The organism is Cellulosimicrobium sp. EB106-03-01-XG111, from assembly GCF_058792115.1.
Genome location: NZ_JBYTEQ010000003.1, coordinates 180,734 through 206,062 on the forward strand (window position 1 = coordinate 180,734; position 25,329 = coordinate 206,062).

Annotated in this window: 24 protein-coding genes and 1 riboswitch; of the genes, 6 read left to right on the top strand and 18 right to left on the bottom strand. The window is 73.5% G+C overall.

All coding sequences use genetic code 11. The features are described from left to right. Positions 1 to 4: 4 nt before the first annotated feature. The 3 genes from aroB to aroC form a co-directional block, all read right to left on the bottom strand. Positions 5 to 1,123 carry a 3-dehydroquinate synthase gene (aroB, locus tag AC3WT4_RS04845; protein WP_108046779.1) on the bottom strand — a complete coding sequence of 373 codons (1,119 nt, stop codon included), beginning with the start codon at positions 1,121 to 1,123 and terminating at the stop codon, positions 5 to 7. Between the two features lie 62 nt (positions 1,124 to 1,185). Next, positions 1,186 to 1,809, bottom strand: a complete 624-nt coding sequence (locus tag AC3WT4_RS04850; protein WP_492314865.1) for a shikimate kinase — start codon at positions 1,807 to 1,809, stop codon at positions 1,186 to 1,188. Beyond that, a complete protein-coding gene (gene aroC / locus AC3WT4_RS04855) occupies positions 1,809 to 3,026 on the bottom strand; it encodes a chorismate synthase (protein ID WP_074807201.1) in 1,218 nt (405 codons plus the stop codon). Before aroC ends, AC3WT4_RS04850 begins: the two co-directional genes overlap by 1 nt. A gap of 203 nt (positions 3,027 to 3,229) precedes the next feature. Between aroC and AC3WT4_RS04860 the strand changes: the two genes are divergently transcribed. Next, positions 3,230 to 3,925 (top strand): prepilin peptidase, encoded by a 696-nt coding sequence (locus tag AC3WT4_RS04860; RefSeq protein ID WP_492314866.1) that lies wholly within the window; start codon positions 3,230 to 3,232, stop codon positions 3,923 to 3,925. Between the two features lie 365 nt (positions 3,926 to 4,290). Here AC3WT4_RS04860 and AC3WT4_RS04865 read toward each other — a convergent pair whose 3' ends face one another. From AC3WT4_RS04865 to rpsD, 8 genes are all read right to left on the bottom strand, one after another. Then, the gene (locus AC3WT4_RS04865) at positions 4,291 to 4,695 is read right to left on the bottom strand and encodes a peptidoglycan-binding domain-containing protein (protein ID WP_492314867.1); all 405 of its coding nucleotides are present in this window, start codon (positions 4,693 to 4,695) and stop codon (positions 4,291 to 4,293) included. 94 nt (positions 4,696 to 4,789) lie between these two features. Beyond that, positions 4,790 to 5,668, bottom strand: a complete 879-nt coding sequence (locus AC3WT4_RS04870; RefSeq protein ID WP_492314868.1) for a shikimate dehydrogenase — start codon at positions 5,666 to 5,668, stop codon at positions 4,790 to 4,792. Next, positions 5,665 to 6,819, bottom strand: coding sequence for an endolytic transglycosylase MltG (mltG, locus tag AC3WT4_RS04875; protein WP_074806283.1), 1,155 nt, complete (start codon positions 6,817 to 6,819; stop codon positions 5,665 to 5,667). Before mltG ends, AC3WT4_RS04870 begins: the two co-directional genes overlap by 4 nt. Beyond that, positions 6,816 to 7,352: a Holliday junction resolvase RuvX gene (gene ruvX, locus AC3WT4_RS04880; RefSeq protein ID WP_255437130.1), complete on the bottom strand. Its 537-nt coding sequence runs from the start codon at positions 7,350 to 7,352 to the stop codon at positions 6,816 to 6,818. The genes mltG and ruvX overlap by 4 nt, the downstream gene beginning before the upstream one ends. Further along, entirely contained in the window at positions 7,349 to 10,036 is a 2,688-nt protein-coding gene (gene alaS / locus AC3WT4_RS04885) for an alanine--tRNA ligase (protein ID WP_492314869.1), read from the bottom strand. Before alaS ends, ruvX begins: the two co-directional genes overlap by 4 nt. A gap of 66 nt (positions 10,037 to 10,102) precedes the next feature. Beyond that, the gene (locus AC3WT4_RS04890) at positions 10,103 to 10,462 is read right to left on the bottom strand and encodes a hypothetical protein (RefSeq protein ID WP_076404900.1); all 360 of its coding nucleotides are present in this window, start codon (positions 10,460 to 10,462) and stop codon (positions 10,103 to 10,105) included. Then, positions 10,462 to 10,872, bottom strand: coding sequence for a DUF948 domain-containing protein (locus AC3WT4_RS04895; RefSeq protein WP_074806276.1), 411 nt, complete (start codon positions 10,870 to 10,872; stop codon positions 10,462 to 10,464). The genes AC3WT4_RS04890 and AC3WT4_RS04895 overlap by 1 nt, the downstream gene beginning before the upstream one ends. A 247-nt stretch (positions 10,873 to 11,119) precedes the next feature. Further along, on the bottom strand, positions 11,120 to 11,746 hold the full coding sequence (gene rpsD / locus AC3WT4_RS04900; RefSeq protein WP_074806274.1) for a 30S ribosomal protein S4: 627 nt from the start codon (positions 11,744 to 11,746) through the stop codon (positions 11,120 to 11,122). A gap of 645 nt (positions 11,747 to 12,391) precedes the next feature. Here rpsD and AC3WT4_RS04905 point away from each other — a divergent pair. Then, positions 12,392 to 12,535, top strand: coding sequence for a transposase (locus AC3WT4_RS04905; RefSeq protein ID WP_492314870.1), 144 nt, complete (start codon positions 12,392 to 12,394; stop codon positions 12,533 to 12,535). Between the two features lie 160 nt (positions 12,536 to 12,695). Beyond that, positions 12,696 to 12,872 (top strand): hypothetical protein, encoded by a 177-nt coding sequence (locus AC3WT4_RS04910; protein ID WP_492314871.1) that lies wholly within the window; start codon positions 12,696 to 12,698, stop codon positions 12,870 to 12,872. A gap of 133 nt (positions 12,873 to 13,005) precedes the next feature. Here the strand turns inward: AC3WT4_RS04910 and AC3WT4_RS04915 are convergent, their stop codons facing one another. Further along, positions 13,006 to 13,440, bottom strand: coding sequence for a peptidoglycan-binding domain-containing protein (locus tag AC3WT4_RS04915; protein WP_363466282.1), 435 nt, complete (start codon positions 13,438 to 13,440; stop codon positions 13,006 to 13,008). Between the two features lie 60 nt (positions 13,441 to 13,500). Then, the gene (locus tag AC3WT4_RS04920) at positions 13,501 to 14,988 is read right to left on the bottom strand and encodes a replication-associated recombination protein A (RefSeq protein ID WP_492314872.1); all 1,488 of its coding nucleotides are present in this window, start codon (positions 14,986 to 14,988) and stop codon (positions 13,501 to 13,503) included. Positions 14,989 to 15,110: 122 nt separating this feature from the next. On the opposite strand from AC3WT4_RS04920, the gene AC3WT4_RS04925 reads away from it, so the two are divergent. Together AC3WT4_RS04925 and AC3WT4_RS04930 are read left to right on the top strand one after the other, a co-directional pair. Then, positions 15,111 to 17,357, top strand: a complete 2,247-nt coding sequence (locus tag AC3WT4_RS04925; RefSeq protein ID WP_492314873.1) for an MMPL family transporter — start codon at positions 15,111 to 15,113, stop codon at positions 17,355 to 17,357. A gap of 91 nt (positions 17,358 to 17,448) precedes the next feature. Next, positions 17,449 to 18,207 (top strand): response regulator transcription factor, encoded by a 759-nt coding sequence (locus AC3WT4_RS04930; protein ID WP_074806261.1) that lies wholly within the window; start codon positions 17,449 to 17,451, stop codon positions 18,205 to 18,207. On the opposite strand, the gene AC3WT4_RS04935 is transcribed toward AC3WT4_RS04930, so the two are convergent. The 3 genes from AC3WT4_RS04935 to aspS form a co-directional block, all read right to left on the bottom strand. Next, complete coding sequence (locus AC3WT4_RS04935; protein WP_074806258.1) at positions 18,183 to 18,581, bottom strand: hypothetical protein; 399 nt, start codon at positions 18,579 to 18,581, stop codon at positions 18,183 to 18,185. The two genes, AC3WT4_RS04930 and AC3WT4_RS04935, sit on opposite strands and share 25 nt — an antisense overlap. Beyond that, positions 18,578 to 20,038, bottom strand: coding sequence for a glycosyltransferase family 2 protein (locus AC3WT4_RS04940; protein WP_074806255.1), 1,461 nt, complete (start codon positions 20,036 to 20,038; stop codon positions 18,578 to 18,580). Before AC3WT4_RS04940 ends, AC3WT4_RS04935 begins: the two co-directional genes overlap by 4 nt. A gap of 259 nt (positions 20,039 to 20,297) precedes the next feature. Next, entirely contained in the window at positions 20,298 to 22,112 is a 1,815-nt protein-coding gene (gene aspS, locus AC3WT4_RS04945) for an aspartate--tRNA ligase (RefSeq protein ID WP_492314874.1), read from the bottom strand. Between the two features lie 258 nt (positions 22,113 to 22,370). On the opposite strand from aspS, the gene AC3WT4_RS04950 reads away from it, so the two are divergent. Continuing rightward, positions 22,371 to 22,838 (top strand): PPOX class F420-dependent oxidoreductase, encoded by a 468-nt coding sequence (locus tag AC3WT4_RS04950; RefSeq protein ID WP_492314875.1) that lies wholly within the window; start codon positions 22,371 to 22,373, stop codon positions 22,836 to 22,838. Between the two features lie 6 nt (positions 22,839 to 22,844). Here the strand turns inward: AC3WT4_RS04950 and AC3WT4_RS04955 are convergent, their stop codons facing one another. After that, positions 22,845 to 24,500, bottom strand: a complete 1,656-nt coding sequence (locus AC3WT4_RS04955) for an Rv2578c family radical SAM protein (RefSeq protein WP_492314876.1) — start codon at positions 24,498 to 24,500, stop codon at positions 22,845 to 22,847. A gap of 43 nt (positions 24,501 to 24,543) precedes the next feature. Further along, positions 24,544 to 24,981, bottom strand: a complete 438-nt coding sequence (locus tag AC3WT4_RS04960; RefSeq protein ID WP_108046703.1) for a hypothetical protein — start codon at positions 24,979 to 24,981, stop codon at positions 24,544 to 24,546. Between the two features lie 144 nt (positions 24,982 to 25,125). Continuing rightward, positions 25,126 to 25,245: riboswitch (TPP riboswitch) on the top strand. The last annotated feature ends 84 nt before the right edge of the window (positions 25,246 to 25,329 follow it).

Genomic DNA, 25,329 nt, shown 5'->3' on the forward strand with positions numbered 1-25,329 from the left:
ACCCTCAGAGGGCGATCGGCCCCCGGCCCACCGGGGCGTCCGCCGCGATCTCCGCGTAGGCCGCGGCGAGCAGCGTCGGGTCCGGGCCCTCGAGGCGGGTCGGGCGGGCGACGTCGTCGAGCACGACGAACCGCAGGAGGTCGCCGCGCGACTTCTTGTCACGGCGCATGGCCGACATGAGCTGCTCCCAGCGGTCGCCCCGGTAGGTGAGGGGCAGCCCCAGCGAGCCGAGGATCGCCCGGTGCCGCTCGACGACGGCGTCGTCCAGCTTCCCGGCGAGGCGCGAGAGCTCGGCGGCGAACACCATGCCGACGGAGACGGCCGCGCCGTGACGCCACTGGTAGCGCTCGGTGAGCTCGACGGCGTGGCCCAGCGTGTGCCCGTAGTTGAGGATCTCGCGCAGACCGGCCTCCTTGAGGTCCTCCCCCACGACGCGCGCCTTGACCGCGACCGAGCGCTCGACGAGCTCGGCGACGACGGCCCAGGTCTCGTCCGTCGTCGGCCGGGTGCCCCACGCGGCGAGCGCGTCGGCGTGCTCCTCGACGAGCTCGAGGATGCGCTCGTCCGCGATGAACCCCGTCTTGACGACCTCGGCGAGACCCGCGACGAAGTCCCAGCGGCCGAGCGACTCGAGGGCCGCGAGGTCGCACAGCACGCCTGCGGGCGGGTGGAACGCACCGACGAGGTTCTTGCCCTCGGCCGTGTTGATGCCGGTCTTGCCCCCGACCGCGGCGTCGACCATCGCGAGGAGCGTCGTCGGCACGTGCACCACGCGGATGCCGCGCAGCCACGTCGCGGCGACGAAGCCGCCGAGGTCCGTCGTCGCACCGCCGCCGACCGTGACGACCGCGTCCGTGCGCGTGAAGTCCAGCTGCCCGAGCACGCCCCACAGGAACGCCGCGACCTGCGCGGTCTTGGACTCCTCCGCGTCCGGGACCTCCGCGACGTACGCCTCGTAGCCCGACGCCTTGAGGTCCTCGTGGACCACCTCGGCCGTCGCGGCGAGGGCCGCGGGGTGCACGACGAGCACCCGGCGCACCCGCTCGCCGAGCATGGCGGGCAGCTCGCCGAGCAGGTGGCGCCCCACGACGACGTCGTACGGCTGCTCGCCCGCGACCCGCACGCGCGTCGGCGCGGCCGCGGTCGTGTCCGGGGCGGGGGTGGTGGCGTCGGGGGTCGTGTCGTTCACGCGTTCTCCTGTTCGACCGGGGTGCCGGCGGGGTCGGCCGGCGCGGGTGCGGGCGTCGTGCGCCCGGGGGTACCGGGCGCGCCGTCGACGAGGTGCTCGCGGATCTCGCGCGCGACCTGGGCGGGCGTGCGCGCGTCGGTCACGACGTGCAGCGTCGACACCCGCTCGTAGACGGGGCGCCGCGCCTCCATGAGCGCGGCCCAGCGCGCCCTCGGGTTCCCGAGCAGAAGCGGACGCGCCTGGTTGAGACCGACGCGCGGTGCGGCGTGCGCGAGGCTCACGTCGAGGAACACCACCGTCCCGCCCGCGACGACGTACGCGGCGAGCGCGGTCTGCGTGTGCTCGTCGAGCACCGCGCCGCCGCCCAGGGCGAGGACGCCGTCGTGCGTCGCGAGCGCGGTCGTCACGGCCTCGCGCTCGAGCTCGCGGAAGTGCGGCTCGCCGTGGTCGACGAAGATGTCCGCGACCGGCTTCCCGGCCGTGGTCTCGACGTCGACGTCCGTGTCGCGCTGCGCGAGGCCGAGCAGCTCGGCCAGGTGGCGCGCGACGGTCGACTTCCCGCTGCCGGGCGGGCCGACGAGCACGACGACCGGGCGGGTCCCCGGGGCGACGGGCGTCATCAGCGCTGCAGCTCGGGGATCGCGGCGAGGTACGCCTCGGCGTTCCGGCGGACCTCCGCGACGGAGTCGCCGCCGAACTTCTCGAGCGCCTGCTCGGCGAGGACGAGCGCGACCATGGCCTCGGCGACGACCGCCGCGGGCGGGACCGCGCACACGTCGGAGCGCTGGTGCTGGGCCTTGGCGACGTCGCCGGTGACGACGTCGACCGTCGCGAGCGCGCGCGGCACCGTCGAGATCGGCTTCATGGCGGCGCGCACGCGCACCACCTCGCCGTTCGACATGCCGCCCTCGACCCCGCCGGCGCGGTTGCTGCGCCGGTGGATGCGACCGTCGGCGCCGCGCTCGATCTCGTCGTGCGCGGCGGACCCGCGGCGGCGCGCGGTGCGGAAGCCGTCGCCGACCTCGACGCCCTTGATCGCCTGGATGCCCATGAGGACGGCGGCGAGGCGCGCGTCGAGGCGCCGGTCGCTCTGCGCGTATGTGCCCAGGCCCGAGGGGACCCCGTACGCGAGCACCTCGACGACGCCGCCGAGCGTGTCTCCCGCCTTCTGGCACTCGTCGATCTCCGCGACCATGGCCGCCGCGGCGTCCGGGTCGAAGCAGCGCACCGGGTCGGCGTCGAGCGCGGCGACGTCGTCGGGGCCGGGCGCCGGCGCGTCCTCGGGGACCTCGACCGGCCCGATCGCGACGACGTGCGACACGAGCCGGACGCCGAGCGCCTGCTCGAGGAACTTCGCCGCGGCCGTGCCGAGCGCGACGCGCGTCGCGGTCTCGCGCGCCGAGGCGCGCTCGAGCACCGGGCGTGCGTCCTCGAAACCGTACTTGCGCATGCCGACGAGGTCGGCATGCCCGGGGCGCGGCCGGGTGAGCGGGCGGTTGCGCGCGATCTCCCGGACGTCACCCGTCCCGGCGTCGACGAGCAGCGCTTCGGGCGGCACCGGGTCGGACGACATGACGTCGACCCACTTGGGCCACTCGGAGTTCGCGATCTCGATGGCGAGCGGACCACCCTGCGTCACGCCGTGGCGCAGGCCGCCGAGGACGCGCAGCTCGTCCTGCTCGAACTTCTGGCGGGACCCGCGGCCGTACCCGAGGCGGCGACGCGCGAGCGCGGCGCGCACGTCGTCCGTCGTGAGCTCGACGCCCGCGGGCAGCCCGTCGAGGATCCCGACCAGCGCCTCGCCGTGCGACTCACCCGATGTCAACCAACGCAGCATGATCGCCATCCTCCCACGTCGGCGCCCTCGTCCCGGCGGCCGCCCGCAGTGCGGACCGACGGCGTGCGACGACGGTCGAGCGTTCCCCTGCGGCTTCGGTCACGTGGTCCCCTGCGGCGCGGCGCGCAGCGCCGCGCCCGCCGACGCGGCGGCCTGTGGACGACGACGTCGCACGCCACCGTGGGCGCGCTACGGTGCCGCGCATGGTCCAGCAGGGGGACGGGACGAGGCACGCCGCGACATCGCGCCGCGGGTCGGGTGACGACGAGCCGGACGAGGCACGGGCGGCCGTCGTGACCGCGGGCGCGCCGAAGTCGTGGGGACGACGACGTCGCGCCGACCTCGCCCGGGAGCTCCGGGTCGCGGGCCGGGCGGGTGGAGTGCTCGCGCTGCTCGCGGTGCTGGCCGCGGTGTGGTGGTCGGGCCCGTCGTGGGCGACGCCCGCCGTCGCGGTCGTCGCCGCGGCAGGCGCGCTGCTCGCCGTGATCGACGCGCGCACGCACCGCCTGCCGGACGTGATCGTGCTGCCGACGGGGGGCGCGGTCGTCGTGCTGCTCGCGGTCGCGTCGCTCGCGGCGGGCGACGGGCAGCCGCTCGTCCGCGCGCTCGCCGGCGGCGCCGTGGGCTTCTGTACCTACGCCGCGCTGCGGCTCGCGCACCCGCCCGGGCTGGGGTTCGGCGACGTGAAGCTCGCGGGCACGCTCGGCACCCCGCTCGCGTGGCTCGGGTGGGCCGAGCTCGTCGCCGGGCTCCTCCTGCCGTTCCTGCTCGGCGGGGCGTGGGCGCTCGGCCTGGTGGTCTTGCGGCGCGCGCGCCGTGACACCGCGGTGGCCTTCGGCCCGTTCATGGTGCTCGGCGCGGTGTTGGCGTGCACCGACGTGACGTGGATCGCTTGGTAGAAGGTCGGGTCGTACAGGCCCTGGATGCGGGCGCATCGGCGCTGCTTGCCCGCACGTCCCCGGCACGGCGCCGGTCGGATTGCGCGTCCCGTGAAGTGGTGCGAGCGAGCGTGCCGCACCGGCCGACGGAGGGCCAGCGTGCGCCGCGAGAGGTAACCAAGACGTCGATCAGCTCGTGCCGATGCCGTCGCGATCAAACAGCACGAAGCTGGGTGGAACGATCAAGGCGAGGAAGTAGGGAGGCTTACCGTCACCAAGGGAGTAGTCCGCACCGCTACATCGAGATGGGCACGACTTCCTCGACACCACGGATCAACGCGGCGTGACTCGAGCAGACTCGGGCCACGCCGCGCCGGCGTTGCTGGTCAGTACGAGTGGCAGGACGGCCGGGGCGTCCCGTTGCTCCAGAACACCCACTTGATCGCGTTGCGCGTCTGAGGCCCGTAGACGGCATCGGCGGTCAGACCGCGGTCTTTCTGGAACTTCAGAACCGCAGCCCGCGTAGCCGGACCGTAAGAGCCATCGACGACAAGATTGAAGCCGTGGCACTCGTTCAGCGAGTCCTGAAGCGCGCGCACCCCGGCACCAGTGTTGAGATACCGCAGGTTGCACGTGTAGGTCCCTGCGGCTGAGGCGTAGGGGGTTGCGATGCCGTTGCGAATGCCGATCGTGTTGCATGTCGGGTAAGCGGCAGAGGCAGACGTAGCGGTGAGGACGCCGCCACTCACGAGCAGTCCGGCAGTCATCGTCAGAGCGAGCAGTCGTCGCACGATTCTCATAATTCCCCCTAAACAGACAACAGTGTCGCGGGCGAACATAGACCAGGGCCCATCGCCACGCAACTATGCGGGCATTGAGGGGACGTCAGGCGGGGACGCCGAGCGCGGAGCCGAGGGCGCGGTCCATCGTCGCCAGCGGCGCGGCCCTGCCCGTCATGAGCCGCACCTGCTCGGCCGCCTGGTGCAGGAGCATCCGCTCGCCGCCGACGACGGTGCCGCCGCCCGCGGTCCAGGCGACGGACAGCGCGGTGGGCCGGGGGTCGTAGACGACGTCGAGCAGCACCCCGCCGGGCGTCGCCCCCGCCCGGGACAGCGCGTCCGCCACCGGGTCGGCGGCACGCGACGGCAGGGTAGCCACCACCGCGTCCGTGCGGGTGAGGCGGTCGACGAGCGCGGGTGACGCCGGGTCCAGCAACTCGAACCGCGGCTCGACGCCCATGCGGTGCGCGGCGCGCTGCAGGGTCCCCGTGCGCCCGAGCGAGCGCACGAGGACGGTCGGTGCGGTGCAGCCCAGCTGCGCCAGCGCGGCGAGCGTCGAGGCGGCGGTCGCGCCGGCGCCCAGCACGACGGCGGAACGGACCTCCCGCTCCTCCAGCCCTTCGCGCAGCGCCGCGACGAGGCCGTGCACGTCGGTGTTCGTCCCGACGAACGTCGGTCGCGTCCCACCCGTGGGCTGAACCACGAGCGTGTTGACCGCCCCGACAACGTTGGCGAGCGGGTCGACGTGGTCCAGCAGCGGGATCACCGCGTGCTTGAGCGGCATGGTCAGGCTCAGGCCCGCCCACGAGGCGTCGAGGCCGTTGACGAAGGCCGGGAGCTGCTCCTCGGTGGTGTCGATCGCCTCGTACGACCACCCGTCCAGCCCGAGCGCGTCGTACGCGGCACGGTGCAGCACCGGCGACAGCGAGTGCGCGACGGGGTGGCCGAGGACGGCCGCGCGTCGCGGCGAGCGCTTGGTGCTCACCCGCCGTTCTCCGCCTGCCACCGACGCAGCTCGGCCACGTTCTTCTGGTGCTCCTCCCACGTCACCGCGAACTTGGTCTCGCCAGTCTCCAGGTTGACTGCGGTCCAGAAGATCCAGTCGCCTGGTTCCGGACTCACCACGGCCGCCAGCGAGTCGGCGCCTGGGCTCGCGATCGGAGTCGGGGGCAGACCCTTGTGGGCGTAGGTGTTGAACGGGTTGTCGGGGTTCCGGGTGTCCTCGCGCGTGAGCTCGGTACCCGGCTTGTCCAGGCCGTAGGCGACGGCCGCGTCGATCTCGAGCGCCATGTTGATGGCCAGGCGGTTCTCGATTGCGCGGGCCATCTTCGGTCGGTCGGGGGCGTACTTCGCCTCCCGTTCGATCAGAGAGGCCTTGTTCAGGACGGTCTCCCGATCCTCAGGGGCTACCCCCAGCTCATCCAGCTTCATCACGGTCTGCGAGACCATCTGCTGGATCACTGACTGCGGGCTCACGTCGCCCGGCTCGAGGACGTACGTCGTCGGGTAGAGCCAGCCCTCGTAGTTGCCGTTCGCCTCGGCGGGCAGCCCCGTGGCGGCGGTGTCGGCCATGGCCGCCTCGAACTCCGCGACGGAGATTCCCGTGACGGAGGACGACCGCTCGAGGATCTGCTTGACGGTGTAGCCCTCGGGGATCGTGATCTTCGTCTCGACGCGCGAGTCGTTCGCCACGAGGCGCGCGACAGCGTCCTTCGCGGACATACCGAGGAGCAGCGTGTGCGTGCCCGGCTGGATCCTGCCGGCGTTCGGGTTCTCCTCGAACGCGTTCGCGAACGCCGCGGAGCTCGCGACGACGCCCGCCTCGGTGAGCACGGCCCCCATGTCGCGGCCCGTAGACCCGGGCTCGATCACGACGTCGACGGGCTCGGTCCCCGGGCCCTCGAAGTCCTTCGCCTCGAGCGGGTTCGCGAACCCGAAGAGGTCGGACGCGTTGTTGAGCAGGAGGTAGCCCGCTCCGCCCACCACGAGGAGGGAGACGAGCAGGACCACGAGGGCCCGGCGGCGCCGGCGCTGGCGTCGCTTCTTCGCGGCCCGGCGCGCGCGCTGCTCGGCGCGCGAGGAGCGCGCGGGCTGTTGCTCGCCCTGGACTGCGGGCCGTTCGAACAGGTCGGTCACGGTCGGTGGTCTCCTGTCGGGTCTACAGGTTCTCCGGCGCGCACCCCCGCGCCCCGCTCGGCCTCGAGAGCGGATTGCAGAATGATAACGGCGGCGGCCTGGTCGACGACGCTCCGGTGCTTGCGACCGGCGCGTCCCGACGCGTGCAGCGCCTGGTGGGCGCTGACGGTCGTCATCCGCTCGTCGACGAGGTGCACCGGCACCGGTGCGACGACGCGAGCCACCGCACCAGCGTACGCCCGGGCGCCCTGGGCGGCGGCGCCCTCCCCGCCGGAGAGGTGCCGCGGCAGGCCCACGTACACGACCTGGGCGTTGCGCTCCTCGACCTCGGCCGCGATGCGGGCGACGTCGGCGGGCACCGCCGCGCCGGCGCGCGTGTCGCGTGCGAGGGTCTCGACGGGAGTCGCGACGAGACCGTCGGGGTCGCTCGCGGCCAGGCCGACGCGGACGCTGCCCACGTCGACGCCGAGGCGCGCCCCCCGCGGGAGGGGGGCGCGCCCGTCGTCGGCGGGCTGCACGGGCAGGCCGGTCACGCGCCGGCCGCGGCGCCGTCGCGCACGCCCCGGAGGGCGGCGGGCAGCGCGGACACGTCCGTGCCGCCGCCCTGGGCCATGTCGTCCTTGCCGCCGCCACCGCCACCGAGCGTCTGGGCGGCAGCCTTGGCGAGCACGCCGGCGCGCAGCCCGGCCGCACGAGCGGAGGCGTTCGTCACGACGACGACCTGCGGGCGACCCTTCGCGACGCCGCCGACGGCGACGACCGCGGGCTCCGCCTCGCCGAGACGGCCGCGCACGTCGAGCGCTAGCGCGCGCAGGTCGTCCGCGGACGCGACCTCGCCGGCGTCGTGCACGACGACGCGCGTGCCGCCCACGAGCTCCGCCCCGGCGGCGAGCGTGCCGGCCGCCGCGAGGAGCTGGGCCTGCCGGAGCTGGGCGAGCTCCTTCTCGGCGTCGCGCAGGCGCGACACGAGCGTGCTCACGCGGTCGGGCAGCTCCTCGGTCCGCACGTTGAGCAGACCCGTGAGCTGACCCACGAGCGCGTGCTCCTTCGCCTGGAACCCGTACGCGCCGTCCCCGACGAGCGCGTCGACGCGCCGCACGCCCGAGCCGATCGACGACTCGCCGAGCAGCGTGACGAGGCCGAGCTGGCCCGTGCGCTGCACGTGCGTGCCGGCGCAGAGCTCGCGCGACCAGTCGCCGCCGATGGAGACGACGCGCACGGTGTCGCCGTACTTCTCGCCGAACAGCGCCATCGCCCCCAGGGCGCGCGCCTCGGTGATCGGCATGAGCTGGTCCGTGACCTCGAGGTTCTCCTGGAGCTGGGTGTTGACCCGCTCCTCGATCTCCGAGAGCGCGCCCGAGGGCACGGCGGACGAGCGGCGGAAGTCGAAGCGGATGCGGCTGGGCGCGTTCTCCGACCCGGCCTGCGTCGCGTCCTTGCCGAGCGACTCCTGGAGCGCCTTGTGGATCATGTGCGTCGCCGAGTGGGCGCGGCTGATCGCCTTGCGACGGTCGCGGTCGATCGTCGCGGTGCCCGGGTCGCCGAGCGCCGCGGTGCCCTCGACCAGGCGGCCGCGGTGCACCGACAGGCCCTTGATCGGGCGCTGCACGTCGTCGACCTCGATGGTCGCGCCGCCGTCGAGCACGATCGTGCCGTGGTCGGCGAGCTGGCCGCCGGCCTCCGCGTAGAACGGGGTGCGGTCGAGCACGATCTCGACGTCCGCCGGGGCCGTCGCGGCCGGGGCGGGGACGCCGTCGACCAGCAGACCGGCGACGCGCACCGCCGCGGACGACTCGGTGTACCCGAGGAACTCCACGGGAGCCGCGAGCTCGGACGCGAGCGACTCGTACGCCGCCGTGTCGACGCCGCCCGAGCGCTTCGCGAGCGCGTCGGCGCGCGCCCGCTGACGCTGCTCGGTCATGAGCGCGCGGAACGCCTTCTCGTCGACCTGGACGCCCTGCTCGGCCGCCATCTCGAGCGTGAGGTCGATCGGGAAGCCGTAGGTGTCGTGCAGCGCGAACGCCTGGTCGCCCCCGAGCAGCGGCGTCCTGCCCGAGCCGGCCGCGGCCTTGGCCCGCGACACGGCGGTGTCGAGGATCGTCGTGCCGGCCGTGAGCGTGCGCCGGAACGCGTCCTCCTCGGTGTAGGCGACGTCGGAGATGCGCGCGAAGTCGGTCGCGACCTCCGGGTACGACGGCGCCATCGCGTCGCGGCTCACCGGGAGCAGCGCGGGCATGGCGCGGTCCTCGACGCCGAGCAGGCGCATCGCGCGCACCGAGCGGCGGAGCAGACGGCGCAGCACGTAGCCGCGTCCCTCGTTGGACGGGCGCACGCCGTCGCTCATGATCATCAGGGCCGAGCGGACGTGGTCGGCCACGACGCGCATGCGGACGTCGTCCTCGTGGTTCGCGCCGTAGCGCTTGCCGGAGAGCGCCTCGGCCGCGGTGATGACGGGGAACACCTCGTCGATCTCGTAGAGGTTGTCCTTGCCCTGGAGGAGGTAGGCGACGCGCTCCAGGCCCATGCCCGTGTCGATGTTCTTGCGCGCGAGCTCCGAGACGATCCGGAACTCCTCCTTCGACTTCACGTCGTCGATCGCGTACTGCATGAAGACGAGGTTCCAGATCTCCAGGTAGCGGTCCTCGTCGACGACGGGGCCACCCTCCTGGCCGAACTCGGGACCGCGGTCGATGTAGATCTCCGAGCACGGGCCCGCGGGGCCGGGCTGGCCCGTGGACCAGTAGTTGTCCTTCTTGCCGCGCGCCTGGATGCGCTCGTCCGGCAGGCCGGCGATGCGCTTCCAGAGCTGCCGCGCCTCGTCGTCGTCGTGGTAGACGGTGACCCACACGCTCTCGGGGTCGAACCCGTACTTCTCCTCCTCGCGCGCGCCCGTGACGAGGTCCCAGGCGTAGGTGATCGCGCCTTCCTTGAAGTAGTCCCCGAACGAGAAGTTGCCGTTCATCTGGAAGAACGTGCCGTGGCGCGTCGTCTTGCCGACCTCGTCGATGTCGAGGGTGCGCACGCACTTCTGGACGCTCGTCGCACGGTCCCACGGCGGGGTCTGCTCCCCCGTCATGTACGGGATGAACGGGACCATGCCCGCGATGGTGAACAGCGTGGACGGGTCCGGGGAGACGAGCGACGCCGACGGCACGACGGTGTGGTCGCGGTCGGCGAAGTAGTCGAGCCAGCGCTTGCGGATCTCGGCGGTGCGCATGATGTCCTTCGGAAAGAGGTCGGTGGTCGTGCGGGGTGGTGCGGTGGGCGCCGCGGGCTCGGCGTCCTAGAAGGAGTAACCGAGCAGGTCCTCGACGTCGTCCGTGTCGTCGAAGGCGTCCCGGTCGGCGGCGGCGGGGCGCGCGTGGCGTCCGGCCGCGCGACGTGCGCGGACGGCGTCCGGGTCCTCCTGGCCCTCGGCGAGCAGCGCCGCCATGAGCTCCTGCTCGCGCGCGTCGCGCGCGAGCGCGAACTCGGTGCGGAAGTCGCGGGCGATCTCGACGACCTTCTCGCCGAGGCCGTTCACCTGCTCGGTCGCCTGGTCCACGAGCGACGCCGGCGCGTAGCGCGCCAGGACCTTCTTGCCGCGCACGACGACCACGACCGTGATCGCGACGCCGACACCGATCCAGAAGACCCGGCGCATCAGCGCGACCCCTCGGCGCGGCCCGTGGACGAGGCCGACGACCGGCCCGACGCCCGACGGCCGCCGAACGAGCGTGCGGCGGCCTGGCGCACGCCGTAGGTGAACGCGGCGACCTTGACCAGCGGCGCGCCGAACGTCGCGGCGTACAGGCCCGTGAGCGCGGAGACGTTCTCGCTCACCTGGGCGGCCGACGTGGTGATGGTGTCGACCTTGACGAGCTGGCTGTTCGTCGTGGCGACGGTCGTCGCGGCCTCGTCGAGGATCGGCACCGAGTGGTCGGTGACCTCCTTGATGCTCGCGCGCGCCTCGTCGAGCACGCGGCCGAGCTTGAGGAGCGGCACCGCGAGCAGGCCGACGAGCAGCACGAACGCGACGGCTGCGATGAGGCCGGCCACATCTCCCAGGGACATTCTTCCTCCAGTGCCAGTCACGGTGCCGCGTGCGCGGCACCCGTGCGCCGTACGCGCGGGACGGTCGTCGCCGCAGGGCTCCTCGCGGACGCACCCACGGCTCCGCGAAACACTACCCGCACCAGGGCGGGGACCGTCGTCGGGCACGGCGCGACCGCACCCGCGCGGGGCGGGCCGGCGCACCGGCCCGGACGCACGAACGCCCCGCTCGCCGACGAAGCGGTGAGCGAGGCGTCCGGGGCAGAGATCAGCGCGCGTAGTACTCGACGACGAGCTGGACCTCGCACTGCACGGGGACCTCGGCGCGCTTCGGGCGACGCGTGAGCACCGCGCTGAGCTTCTCGAGCTGGACGTCCAGGTAGCCCGGGACGGCCGGCAGCACGTCGCGGTGCGCGCCCGCGGCCGCGACCTGGAACGGCGTCGTCGCCTGGCTCTTCGGCTTGACCTGGAGGGTCTGGCCGGGCTTCACGCGGAACGACGGACGGTCCACGATCTTGCCGTCGACGAGGATGTGGCGGTGCGTGACCGCCTGACGCGCCTGCAGGATGGTGCGGGCGAAGCCGGCGCGCAGCACGAGCGCGTCGAGACGCGTCTCGAGGTTCTCGACGAGCGCCTCACCGGTCAGGCCCTTGTCCTTGCGGGCGTCCTCGTACGCACGCGCGAGCTGCTTCTCGCGGAGCATGTACTGGGCTCGCAGACGCTGCTTCTCGCGGAGACGCACCGCGTAGTCCGACTCGGTGCGGCGGCGGGCGCGGCCGTGCTCACCCGGGGGGTACGGGCGCTTCTCGAAGTGCTTGACGGCCTTCGGGGTGAGGGCGATGCCCAGGGCGCGGCTCAGGCGGACCTGGCGGCGCGAGCGCTTGACAGACGTCACAGCGGTGTCTCATTCCTGTCGTTCGGGTTCTGACGTCACACCTGGTCCCGATAACCGGGTCCGGGTGCGGGACCAGCCGATGGACCGCTCCCTCCTCCGCGAGGAAGGGCGAGGGGTCGGGGCCGAGGTCCCAGGTGGTCGCCGTGCAGGCAACCTGAGCAGTCTACCGCACCCGAGGGCCTCGGCAGCGATGCGCGCGAAATGCGCGTGCACCACGGCGCAGACCCGACCACCTGACAATTCCCGATCGGGGACTGTACGGCTCCCGGTGCAACTCCGGATCAGGGAGCTCTGCGCCAGATGACTGAAGTGCAGGTCTGTGAGGTGGGGGTCGTGGAGCCGGGGACGGTGGCGGTCGAGGAGCGTGGTGCGGTGGTGGATCGGGGGCTGGCCGCCGCGCTGGTCGGCGACGCCCGCGAGCAGGGGCCTGTGCTGAACAGCGAGGCCGCGCTGCTGGGCCGGCTGACGAAGCTGGTGGTGAAGTGTGCGCTGGGGGCGCGAGCTCAACGACCACCTGGGTTACGAGCCACAGGAGCACGGCGGCTGGGTGGACGGCAACGCCCGCAACGACACCTAGGTCGCGAACAGGTCGAGCTACATCGCCATGGCCGTCACGGTCGAGGGCAACCGGGACATCCTCGGGCTGTGGGCCGGGACGGCGGCGAGGGCGCGAAGTACTGGCAGCAGGTGCTGACCGAGATCAAGGACCGCGGCGTGGCGGACGTGCTCATGTTGGTGCGCGACGGGCTCAAGCGCCTGCCCGCGTCCGTGTCCAACGACTGCCCCTAGACCGTGGTGCGGACGTACGTGGTGCACCTGACGCGACCGTCGTTCCGGTACGCCGCCCAGCAAGACTGGGACAAGCGCGCCCGGTGTACCCGATCTGCAACACCCTACGGCCACGGGCGCGGAGGAGCGCTTCTGGGAGATCACCGAGGCGCGAGGGTCCATGCACTCCGCGATCGTCAAGCTCTGGTCCGACGGGTGGGCCGAGTTCGTCCACCTTGCGGTGATGGCCCTGGACCCGGCCAGCAAGGGCAGTGCCCGCTGGACCTACCGCTGGAAGGAGGCACTCAACGCCTTCGAGGTCACCTTCGGCGGCTGGCTGTGCGCCGGCCGGCGCTGAACATCGACAACTCGCGTTACACCGAGAACTTGCAGAGCCGATCACCTGCCTACACCGCGAAGTGGGGTGACCTTGCCTACGAGAGGTCCGGTCGGTGGAGCACTAGCAGCTGTGCCCCACCGACCAGGTTTGATCAGAACTTCCCGCAGAACTGCCTGCCGCTGCCGTTCGCGTAGCCCGAGTGGTAGATGGCCTTGGCGGTCGCGGGGCCGTAGAGGCCGTCAGCGGCGACCCCAGCCGTCCTCTGCGCCGCAATCAGCGCCGACCGGGTTGCGGGTCCGAAGCTGCCGTCGACCGCGATGTTCTGGCCATAGCAGTCCTTCAGGCTCCGCTGCAGCAGCGTGACGGGTTGCCCTGTGCGGCCCTGGGAGAGGGTGCACTTGTAGGTCGTCGTGCCACCGCTGACGAAGCCGGGCACGCCGAGGTTGCCGGCGGGCAGGTAGTGATTGTTGCAGAACGGGGTGGCTGCCGAGGCTGGAGCCGCGACTGCCGTCGCAACGGCCATTCCGCCGAGCGTGAGGGCGAGAGTGACGAGGGCGCTCAGGGTGCGACGCTGGACCTGACGCATGCGATGTACCTCCGGAGTGTCCGTTTAGCACCGATTTGGCGCTGCGGTCACGGTAGCAGGTCACCCGGCTTCGCGACCGAGGATGTCGCGGACGCGGCCCAGCCTCTCGCCGACCTGGCGCTCGTAGCCCCGGTCGGTCGGGGTGTAGTACCGCGACCCGACGAGGGAGTCCGGCAGGTACTGCTGCGCGGCGACGCCGTGCGGCGCGTCGTGCGCGTACCGGTAGCCCGCACCGTGACCGAGCTGCTTGGCGCCCGGGTAGTGCGCGTCGCGCAGGTGGGGCGGGACCGACCCCGCCTTCCCGGCGCGCACGTCCGCGAGCGCCGCGTCGATCCCGAGGTAGGCCGCGTTCGACTTGGGCGCGGTCGCCAGGTGCACGACCGCCTCGGCGAGGACGATCCGGCCCTCGGGCATGCCGATGAGCTGGACCGCCTGGGCGGCGGCGACCGCGGTCTGCAGCGCCGAGGGGTCGGCCATGCCGACGTCCTCCGCGGCGGCGATGACGATGCGGCGGGCGATGAAGCGCGGGTCCTCCCCCGCCGCGATCATGCGGGCGAGGTAGTGCAGCGAGGCGTCGACGTCGGAGCCGCGCATCGACTTGATGAAGGCGGACACGACGTCGTAGTGCTGGTCGCCGTCGCGGTCGTACCGCACCGCGGCGACGTCGACGGCGCGCTCGACGGCGTCGAGATCGACGGGCACGGGCGGTGGGCCGGCGTCGGGCGTGCCGCGCCCTGCGCCCTCGGGGGGCTCGGCGTCGTCGTCGGCCGAGGCGGCCGCTGCTGGCACGGGTACGGGGGCGTCGGACAGCACGGCGCCGGCGGCGGCCTCGAGCACGGTGAGCGCCTTGCGTGCGTCGCCGCCGGCGAGGCGCACGAGGTGGTCCTCTGCCTCGTCGGTGAGCGCGACGAGGCCGCCGAGGCCGCGCTCGTCGGCGACCGCGCGGCGCACGAGCGCGCGGACGTCGTCGTCGCCGAGCGGCTGGAGGGTGAGCAGGAGGGAGCGCGACAGCAGCGGGGAGTTGACGGAGAAGCTGGGGTTCTCCGTGGTGGCGGCGACGAGCGTGACCCAGCGGTTCTCGACGCTGGGCAGGAGCGCGTCCTGCTGCGACTTGGAGAAGCGGTGCACCTCGTCGATGAACAGGACGGTCTCCTCGCCGCCGGTGGCGAGTCGGCGGCGCGCGTCCTCGACGACCGTGCGGACGTCCTTGACGCCCGCGGTGACGGCCGAGAGCTCGACGAAGCGGCGGCCGGAGGCGGTCGCGATGAGGTAGGCGAGCGTCGTCTTCCCGGTGCCGGGCGGGCCCCAGAGGATGACGGAGCCGGGCGCCGCGCGGCCGCCGGACGCGTCGCTCTCGGCACCGGACCTGATGAGCCGCCGCAGGGGCGAGCCGGGCACGAGGAGGTGGGACTGGCCCGCGACCTCGTCGAGGGTGGCGGGGCGCATGCGCACGGCGAGCGGGGCCCCCGGTCCGGGTCGCGGCGTGCCCTGCGCGCCGGAGGTGGCGGCGCCGAAGAGGTCGCCGCCGAAGAGATCACCGGTGGACATGGGCTCGAGCCTACGCACCGCCGCCCACGCGGAGGTGCCGGGCCGGGGAGGTCGGGTGAACGTCCGTCCCCGGGGCGCGGGAGATCTGACACGCGGCGGGAGCGGGTGGGATGCTGGCGCTCGTGTTCTCGAGCCTCGGTCGTCGTGTCGCCCGCCACCCGCGTCTCACCGTCGTCGTGTGGGTCCTCCTCACGGCGCTCGGCTTCGCGCTGGCGCTGTTCGGGGTCCACGGGGAGAGCGTGTTCGACCGCGTGACGACGGGCGCGCCGACGATCCCGGGCTCGGACAGCGAGCGGGCGTCGCAGGTCCTCGCGGAGAACGACGAGGGCGGCACGGAGATCACGCTCCTGGTGTCCGGCGTCGACCCGGCGGACCCGCAGGTCGTGGAGGCCATGACGGGGGTCGACGCCGACCTCGTCGCCATCGAGGGTGTCGACACGGTCATCGACCCGTACGTGATCCCCGGCGGCGTGGAGGACCCCGCGGCGCAGTCGCTCGTCGCGCAGGACGGGCGCGGCTTCCTCTCGGTCGTGACGCTGCGCACCGACCTCGACGCCGAGCGCACCGACGCGGTCGCGGACCGCGTCGTGGAGCAGCTCGAGGCCGTCCCCGGGGTGCTCGCGGACGCCGCTCCGGAGGCGGCGGGCGACGCGACGGGCCTGGTGGGGTCGAACGGGCTCATCGTCGAGGCGATCACGAGCCAGGTCGAGGAGGACCTCACGACGGGAGAGGCCGTCGCCCTGCCGGTCGCGCTGCTCATCATGGTGCTCGTCTTCGGCGGGTTCCTCGCCGCGGCGATGCCGATGGCCGGGGCCGTCGCGTCGATCGGTGCTGGCCTCGGGGTGCTGCTGGGCCTCACGTACGTGCTCGACGTCGACGCCTCCATCGTCAACGTCGTCACCCTGCTCGGCCTGGGCCTGTCGATCGACTACGGGCTGCTCGTGGTGTCGCGGTTCCGGGAGGAGCTGCACCGCCTGATCGAGGCGGGCGACGACCCGTCCCTGCGTCGGCGGCGCGGAGACGGGGTGGTGCACGAGGCGCTCGTGCGCACCATGGAGACCGCGGGCCGCACGGTCGCGTTCTCGGCGCTCACGGTCGCGATCTCCATCGCGGGCCTCATGGTGTTCCGCCCGGACATCCTGCGCGCGGTCGGCGCGGCCGGGCTCGGGGTCGTGCTCGTGGCCGTCGCGACGGCGCTCACCCTCGTCCCCGCGCTGCTCGCGTACTCGGGGCGCCGCCTCGCCCGCCCGGGGCTGCTCGGCCGGGTCCCGGGGCTGCGCCGCGTGCTCGCCCGGACCGCGGACGTGCAGTCGGACGAGGGCGCGTTCTCGCGCCTCGCGGGGCGCGTCCAGCGGCACCCGCTGTGGGTGCTGCTCACCACGGCAGCGCTGCTCGTGGTCCTCGCTCTGCCCGTGCTCGGGCTGCAGCTGCGGAACTCGGGGATCGAGCTGCTCCCCCAGGGGTCGCCGCAGCGTGAGTTCGTCGACGAGCTCGCCGCGCAGTACCCGTCGAGCGCGGGTGCCCAGGTCGTCGCGGTCGTGGACGCGAGCGTCGAGGACGCCCAGGCCTGGGCCGACGACGTCGCGACGCTCGACGGCGTCGCGAGCGTCGACCCGGCGGCACCCCTCGGGTCGTACGCCGCCGTGGGCGTGCACGTCGACACGGACGACGCCGGCGGCCCGGAGGCCGTGTACGTCGTGCGGGAGGTCCGGGCGACCGACCCGGGTTTCGACGTCTGGGTCACGGGGCAGGCGGCGGGGCAGGTCGACTTCCTCGAGGCGCTCGGCGAGCGCGTGTGGTGGGCCGTGGGGATCGTCGTCGGCGCGACGCTCGTGCTCCTGTTCCTCATGACCGGCTCGGTCGTGGTGCCGGTGAAGGCGCTGCTGACGAACGCGTTGTCGCTCGCGGCGTCCCTCGGGGTGCTCGTGTGGGTGTTCCAGGACGGCCACCTGGAAGGGCTGCTGAACTTCTCCTCGGTGGGCGGGATCGAGACGTACGTCGTCGCGCTCGTCGTCGCCTTCGCGTTCGGCCTCGCGATGGACTACGAGGTGTTCCTGCTCGCACGCATCAAGGAGCTCTACGACACCGGTCTGTCCAACGACGAGGCGGTCCGGCTGGGGCTGCAGCGCTCCGGGCGGATCATCACGTCGGCGGCCGCGATCATCGTCGTCGTGTTCGCCGGCTTCGTCTTCGGTGACCTGCTCGTCATCAAGGAGGTCGGGTTCGCGCTCGCCGTCGCCGTCCTCGTCGACGCGACGATCGTGCGCCTCCTGCTGGTCCCCGCGACGATGACGCTGCTCGGGCGGTACAACTGGTGGGCGCCCGGACCGCTGCGCCGGGTGCACCGCCGGCTCGCGATCACCCACTGAGACGCCCCCACCGGCAGGGACGGTTCGTGCGCGGGCACTCCCGCGGGCGGCTACGGTAGGCGGCAGCACTCAGTCGCACGGGGGGAGACGGATGGCGGACAACACGCGCACCGCGGTGATCGTCGAGGACGACGCGGAGATCCGTGATCTCCTGCGGACGGTGCTCGGTCAGGCCGGCTTCGTCACCGAGGCGGCCGCGACCGGCGTCGAGGGCGTGGAGCTCGTCCGGCGGACCGACCCGGTCGTGACGACCCTCGACGTGAGCCTGCCCGACATCGACGGGTTCGAGGTGTGCCGGCGCATCCGCCAGGTCTCCGACACCTACATCGTGATGCTCACCGCGCGCACCGACGAGATCGACACCCTGATGGGCCTGGACGCCGGTGCCGACGACTACCAGACGAAGCCGTTCCGCCCGCGCGAGCTGCGTGCGCGGATCGAGGCGCTCCTGCGCCGACCGCGACGCGGCCTGCCGTCCGACGGCGCCGACGCCGCACGACCCGCCCCGGCGGACCACGAGCCGACCCTCGTGGGCTCGGACGGGCTCCTGCTGGACGTCCCCCGCCGCACGGCCACGGTCGACGGCTCGGCCGTCCACCTGACGCGCAGCGAGTACGACCTGCTGGGCGCGCTCGTCGAGGCGTCGGGTCGCGTCGTCAGCCGCAACGAGCTCGTCCGCGTCCTGTGGGGCGAGGAGTACGACGCCGGCACGTACGTCACGGACGCGGACCGGCGCAGCGTGGAGGTGCACATCGCGAACCTCCGCCGCAAGCTCGGCGACGGCCCGACGTCGCCCCGGTGGATCCGCACCGTGCGCGGCGTCGGCTACCGGTTCGACCCCGCGGGCTGACCGACGGCGGGCGGCGGCTCGCCGAGCAGCAGCGACACGTCGTCGCAGGCACGACGGGCGGCCGCCCGCAGCGTGGTGAGCGCGCGCGCCTCGTCCGACGTCGTCCGGGCGTCGGGCCGGGAGCGGTGCCGCTCGAGCACCGCCGAGGCGGCGTCCCCGACCTCCGCGGCCCCGACCATGAGCGACGTCGAGCGCACCGTGAGCAGCGCGCTGCGCGCCTCCTCGTCGTCGCCCCGGGCGAGCGCGACCGCCGCTGCGTCGACCCGCGGGACGACGAGATCCCGGTACGCGACGAAGAACCGCCGGACGGCCTGCACGTCGCCGTCCAGGTCGTCCGCGAGCGCCGTCCACGCCTGGCGCAGGTCCTCCCTCACGCGCGGAGGCCGTGGTGGCGGCGCACGAGGCGGCGCAGCATGAAGAAGGTCTGGAGGATCGTCACCACGCCGAGGACCGGCCACCCGACGGAGAGGACGGCGGACTGGACCCCGGGGGTCAGCGTCGTCCAGGCCCACACGACGGCCGCGAGGGCGACCAGGGTGACGAGCAGCGGGCTGAGGTAGGCCCAGCCGCTGCCGCGCTCGGCCTTGGCCTGCGCCGCCCAGTTGTCGGTGCGCGAGCGGGAGAGGAACTTGGACCAGGCGCGCACGAAGTGCCCGATGCGGATCCACATGTAGGCCTCGGCCGGGACGAGGGTCGCGGCGAAGAGCACGTCGCGCCAGGTGCGTCCGCGGATGGAGAGCGCGGTCCGGAGGTTGAGCGCGACCGCGACGGCGGGCGGCACGAGCCAGACGGGCGAGAAGCGGAACGCGTGAAGGCTCAGCGCGCCGGCGACGAGCAGGCCGAACAGGATGCGCGTGGCGGCGTTGACGAGCATGCTCGCGTTCTCCATCCAGCGCAGGCGCAGGTTGGGGTGGAACGGCTGGCCGCGGGTGTCGCCGCGCTGCCCGGGCCACATGAGGTCGATCGCGCCGTAGTTCCACTTGACCTGCTGGCCGTCGAGCGCGCGCAGCGTCGTCATGCCGCCGACGGTCGCGCGCGCGGTCGCCGAGATCTTCGTCGAGTAGCCGAGCGACTTGATCTGGAGGCTGAGGAGGGAGTCCTCGACCTCGGAGTCGGAGACCCACGGGTCGCGCTGGTGGTGCGCGAGCATGACCGCCTCGAGCGCCGACATGCGGAAGAGCGAGGCTTGCCCGCCGAGGACGGCCATGTTCCGGCCGCGCAGGAGGTTCTGCATGTTGAACGCGGCGAACTGGGCGCGCTGGCCGGTGAGCAGGAACCGGCTGAGCGGTCCGCGCGGCGTGACGTTGTCGACGGTGTAGATGGCGGAGATGCCGCCGATGCGCGGGTCGGAGGACATCTCGGCCTCGAGGCGCTCGACGGCGTCCTTGGCCAGCACGGTGTCGCCGTCCACGCCGAGGAGGTAGTCCGCACCGTGCACGAGCCGGTAGCCGTAGTTGAGGGCACCGACCTTCTTGTCGGCCAGGGTGCCGAGGTCGTGGACGTACACGCGTGTCGTCTGCTCGACGCCGCGGCGGCGCCTCGTGTGCTCCCCGGCGAGCTTGGACGCCTTGGCGAAGGTGCGGTCGCTCGTGTTGTTGACCACGACGTGCACGACGTCCGGCAGGCGGGTCTGGCGCAGGATGCCCTTGAGCACGGACTTGATCGTCGATCCCTCGTTGTAGGCGGGGACGATCGCGCCGATCGTCGCGCGGCGGACGGGGGCCTGGACCACGACCTCGTCGGGCGTGAACTGGTAGCGGTCGAGCTCCGTGCCGAAGGGCGCGGGCTCGTCGACGTCAACCGGGTCGCGGTCGGTGAGCAGGGCGGTCATGAGTGCCTCGTTCGTCGTGGGGTTCAACGAGCACGATCCTGCGCGCCCCGGCGCGAGGCACCCGCCGAGTCGGCGCAGCGAAACCTCAGGATCTGCTCAAGATCCGGGTGGGACGCCAGGAAGGGACGCGGGCTTCGGCCTCGCCCCGCGCGGGTGTCGTGACTCGCCGTGACGGAGTCTCGGGTCGGCGTCGTCCGGACGCGCAGAGGGCGCGCCACCCGGCGGGGGTGGCGCGCCCTCGACGTCGTGCGGGCTGCGGCTACGCGTCCGTGCGCCCGGTCCCGTCGCCGTCCTGGCCGCCGTCGGGCGCAGGAGCGGCGGGCTTCGCGTCGACGCCGGCCTCCTTGCGCTGCTCGGGCGTGATCGGGGCGGGTGCCTGCGTGAGCGGGTCGTACCCGCCGCCCGACTTGGGGAACGCGATGACGTCGCGGATGGAGTCCGACTTCGTCAGCAGCGCGACGATGCGGTCCCAGCCGAACGCGATCCCGCCGTGCGGGGGCGCGCCGAACTTGAACGCGTCGAGGAGGAAGCCGAACTTCTCCTGCGCCTCCTCGGGCCCGATGCCCATGACGTCGAAGACGCGCTCCTGCACGTCGCGACGGTGGATACGGATGGACCCGCCGCCGATCTCGTTGCCGTTGCACACGATGTCGTAGGCGTAGGCGAGCGCCTCGCCCGGGTTCTGCTCGAACGTGTCGACCCAGTCGGGCGTGGGCGACGTGAACGCGTGGTGCACGGCGGTCCAGGCCGAGTGGCCGAGGTCGACGTCGTCGTCCTCGCCGGTGGGCTTGAACAGCGGCGCGTCGACGATCCAGACGAACGCCCACGCGTCCTCGTCGATCTGCCCCGTGCGCTTCGCGATCTCCTGGCGCGCGGCACCGAGCAGGGCGCGCGAGTCGGACGTCTTGCCCGCGGCGAAGAACACGGCGTCGCCCGGCTGCGCGCCGGTCGCGTCGCGCAGACCCTCGCGCTCGGCGTCGGACAGGTTCTTCGCGACGGGCCCGCCCAGCGTGCCGTCCTCGCCGAACGTCACGTACGCGAGGCCGCGGGCGCCGCGCTGCTTGGCCCACTCCTGCCAGGCGTCGAACTGCCGGCGCGGCTGCGACGCCCCGCCCGCCATGACGACGGCACCGACGTACTCGGCCTGGAACACGCGGAACGGCGTGTCCCGGAAGTAGTCCGTGAGCTCGACGAGGGGGTTGCCGAACCGCAGGTCGGGCTTGTCCGACCCGTACAGGCGCATGGCGTCGTGGAAGGTCATGCGCGGGATCGGCGTCGGGATCGTGTACCCGACGAGCTCCCACAGCGCGACGAGGATCTTCTCGGCGAGCGCGATGACGTCGTCCTGCTCGACGAAGCTCATCTCGACGTCGAGCTGCGTGAACTCGGGCTGGCGGTCCGCGCGGAAGTCCTCGTCGCGGTAGCAGCGCGCGATCTGGTAGTAGCGCTCCATGCCCGCGACCATGAGGAGCTGCTTGAACAGCTGCGGCGACTGCGGGAGCGCGTACCAGGAGCCGGGCGCGAGGCGCGCGGGCACGAGGAAGTCGCGCGCGCCCTCGGGCGTCGAGCGGGTCAGCGTGGGCGTCTCGATCTCGACGAACTCCTCGGCGTCGAGCACGCGGCGAGCGGCCTGGTTCGCCTTGGCGCGCAGGCGCAGGGCGTGCGCCGGGGCGGGCCGGCGCAGGTCGAGGTAGCGGTGCTTGAGGCGCGCCTCCTCGCCGATCGTCTCCGTGTCCGCGAGCGCCGTCGACACCTGGAACGGCAGGGCCTCGGACGTGTTGAGCACGACGACGTCGGTCGCGACGACCTCGATCTCGCCGGTCGGCAGGGACGGGTTCTCGTTCCCGTCGGGGCGGCGCGAGACCTCGCCCGTGACCTGGAGCACGAACTCGTTGCGCAGCGGGTGCGCGACGGCCTCGTCGCGGATGACGACCTGGGCGATGCCGGACGCGTCACGCAGGTCGATGAAGGCGACGCCGCCGTGATCGCGCCGACGGTCGACCCAGCCCGTGAGGGTGACGGTCTGACCGGTGTGCTCGGCCCGCAGTGAGCCGGCCGTTCGGGTGCGCAGCACGGAGGGTTCCTTCCAGGTGGGCGGTGGGGGTCGCGATCCCGGTGCGGGGACGCGTCCGCTGAAGTCTAGTGCGGGCGGGCGGGCGGCTCGACCGGATACCTCCGACCGGAGGCGGTCGACGGTCCGCTCTCGACCAGCGGGGGCGACCGGATACCGTGGCGGCACCGCCGGGTCCGGCGCCGCGCCCGCGGGCGCGCACGGGCCGACCGGCCGCGGCAGGGCCGTCCGGCCCGCCGCCCGCACGAAGGAGGGTGACCCGTGGCACGCACCATCGCGACGAACCGGCGCGTCGAGCGCGACGAGCTCGAGGAGTTCCTGCGCTCCCGGCACGACGGCGTCCTCGTCACCACCCGCGCTGACGGCCGTCCCCAGCTCAGCCCGGTCATGTACGGGGTCGACGACGCGGGTCGGGTCGTCGTGTCGACGTACCCCGAGCGCGCCAAGGCGGTCAACGTGCGTCGCGACCCGCGCGCGTCGCTCCTGTCGCTGGGCGAGCGGTTCTCCGACCCGTGGGTGCAGGTCGACGGCGAGGCGGAGGTGATCGACCTGCCCGCTTCGGTCGAGCCGCTCGTCGACTACTACCGCGCCGTCAGCGGCGAGCACCCGGACTGGGACGAGTACCGCGCGGCGATGGTCGGCCAGGGCAAGTCGCTCGTGCGGCTGACGGTCACGCGCTGGGGCCCGATCGCGACGGGCGGCTTCCCGGCGCGCCTCGCCGACGCCTGAGACCGGTCAGAACAGGACCTGCTCGACTCCCCCGCCGACGACGTCGAGCCCGCCGCCGTCCACCGGCATGCCCGCGAGCGCCCCGCCGTGACCGTCGCGCGCGTCCGGCGGCGTCGGGTCGACGGCGAGGCTGCCGGCCGGGTAGGCGCCGTCCGTCGGCGGTCCTGGCCGGCGGTGCCGGTCGCCGGGCTCGCCGCGGCGGAACCGGCCCTCGACACCCGCGGGCCCCCGGTGACCCGAGACGGCGAACCCCCGTGCCTCGAGCATCGGCCGCACGCGGTCCCAGAGCCAGGACCGGTACGCCGTCGAGGCGTACGTGCCGCGCGCGTACACGCGCTCGTACCCGGGGACCAGCCGCGGGTGCTCGCGCGCGAGCCAGCCCATGTACCACTCGCGCGTGCCCGGCTTGAGGTGCAGGGGCAGCACCGTGACGCCCGTGGCGCCCGCGTCCTTGACGGCGTCGAGCAGCTCGGTGAGCGCGCGGGTCGAGTCGGTGAGCCACGGCAGCACGGGGGCGACCATGACGCCGCACGGCAGGCCGGCCTCCCGGACCGTGCGGACGAGGTCGAGCCGTGCGCGCGGCGACGGCGTGCCGGGTTCGACGCTCGCCTGGAGCTCGGGGTCCAGGAGCGCGAGGGACACGCCGATCCCGACCTCGACGCGCGAGGCGGCGTCGACGAGCAGGGGCAGGTCGCGGCGCAGGAGCGTGCCCTTGGTCAGCACGGACAGCGGCGTGCCCGACCCGGCGAGGGCGTCGATGATGCCGGGCATGAGACGGTAGCGTCCCTCGGCGCGCTGGTACGGGTCGGTGTTGGTGCCCAGCGCGACGGCCTCGCGCGCCCAGGACGGTCGGGCGAGCTCGGCGCGCAGCACGTCGTCGACGTTGACCTTGACCACCACCTCCCGGTCGAAGTCCTCGCCCGCGTCGAGGTCGAGGTACTCGTGCGTGGGGCGGGCGAAGCAGTTGTGGCTCACGACCCCCGCGGCGACGAAGTCGCGCGTGCCGGTCGTGATGTCGACCAGCTCCGTCACCTCCCCCGGCCCGTCGAGGGCCTCGAGGGAGTCGACGCGCAGCGCCTCGCCGCCGGTGACGTCCTGGCCGTCGAGGACGGGCCGCGCGTCCGCGAGCGCCGCGGCGCCCGGCCCGACGAGCACGTCGCCGAGCGCCAGGCGGGCCCGGTGCCCGGCGCCGCCGACGACGTGGCGCCAGCCGCGCTCGGTGAGGAACCGGTGGTCGCCGCTCGCGACGAGGCGCGTGCCGTCGGCGAGGGTCACCCGGTAGGCGCGCTTGCGGGTGGTCCAGCGGTCGAGGACGCGGGTGCGCACGTAGCGCCGGTACGCGCCGTGGGGGGCGGTGCCGACGATCTCGTCGCCGACGCGCAGCTCGCCGATCGGCCGCTGCGTGCCGTCGGCCAGGAGCACGGGCGTGCTCGGCGCGAGGCAGTAGGAGCACGCGTGGCTGCACCCGCGGTACGGGTTGACCGTCCAGCGGAAGGGCATGCGCGACATCGCCGGGACCTTCGACAGCGCGCTCTTGGCCGTGACCTCGTGGAACGTGATCCCCGCGAACTCGGGCGTGCGCACGCTGCGGACGAGGCCCATGCGCTCCAAACCGGGGAGCGCGCCGTCGTCCGCGCCGAGCGCCTGTCCGTCCCACCGCATCGCGCCATTCGAACAAACGTTCGAACCTGCTGTCAAGGACGGGTCATCCGCCGGCGGACCACGCCTTGAGCAGCGCCAGGTTCCCGAGGGGGATGTGGTGGCCGATCCGGGGGTGGTCGAGCGCGACGCCGACGACCCCGGCCGCGGCGAACGACGCGACGTAGTCGATCGCCGCCGGCACGGGCACGCCCAGCAGCGGCACGGAGCCGGTCCCGTCGGCCGCCAGACCGAGCGCCCGGGCCGCCTCGTCCGCGCGCGGGGCGCTGCTGTAGAGGCAGATCATGGGCCCCTGGTCCGCGGCGACGGCGTACGGACGCGGCTGGTCCTCGGGCCCCCGGGCGATGAAGAACCACGTGCCGAGGCGCGCTGCCTGCCGCCACAGCGCGATCTGCACCGACGTATCGCCCGCGGGCGCGCCCCGCACGGCCTCGTCGAGGCGGTCCAGCTCCGCGACGGCGGCGGGGTCGTTGTCTCGGGTCATGCGCGCTGCCTCGTTCCTCGTCGTCGGAGCCCGTCCCCGGTCCGCGCGGGCGCCTCGTCGCCGTCACCTTCTCACGGTGGCCGGACGTCCCGGTGGGTGAGACGCCGGGATTGTCCGGCGGACGTCCAGGCCCTAGGGTCGGGCCGAACGCCCCCGGGGAGCGCACGAGCGCTGAGAGTGCAGGTCGGACACCCGTCCCCCCTGCAGACCCGTGGAACCTGATCTGGTTCGTACCAGCGAAGGGAGCAGGGCCGACGTCACCGTCCCCTGCGCGCTCGTGCCCGCGCCCCGCGCGTGCCGTCCGCGCAGGAGCGGCGGTGGCGCGCCGTCGTGCACCCTTCGTCCCGG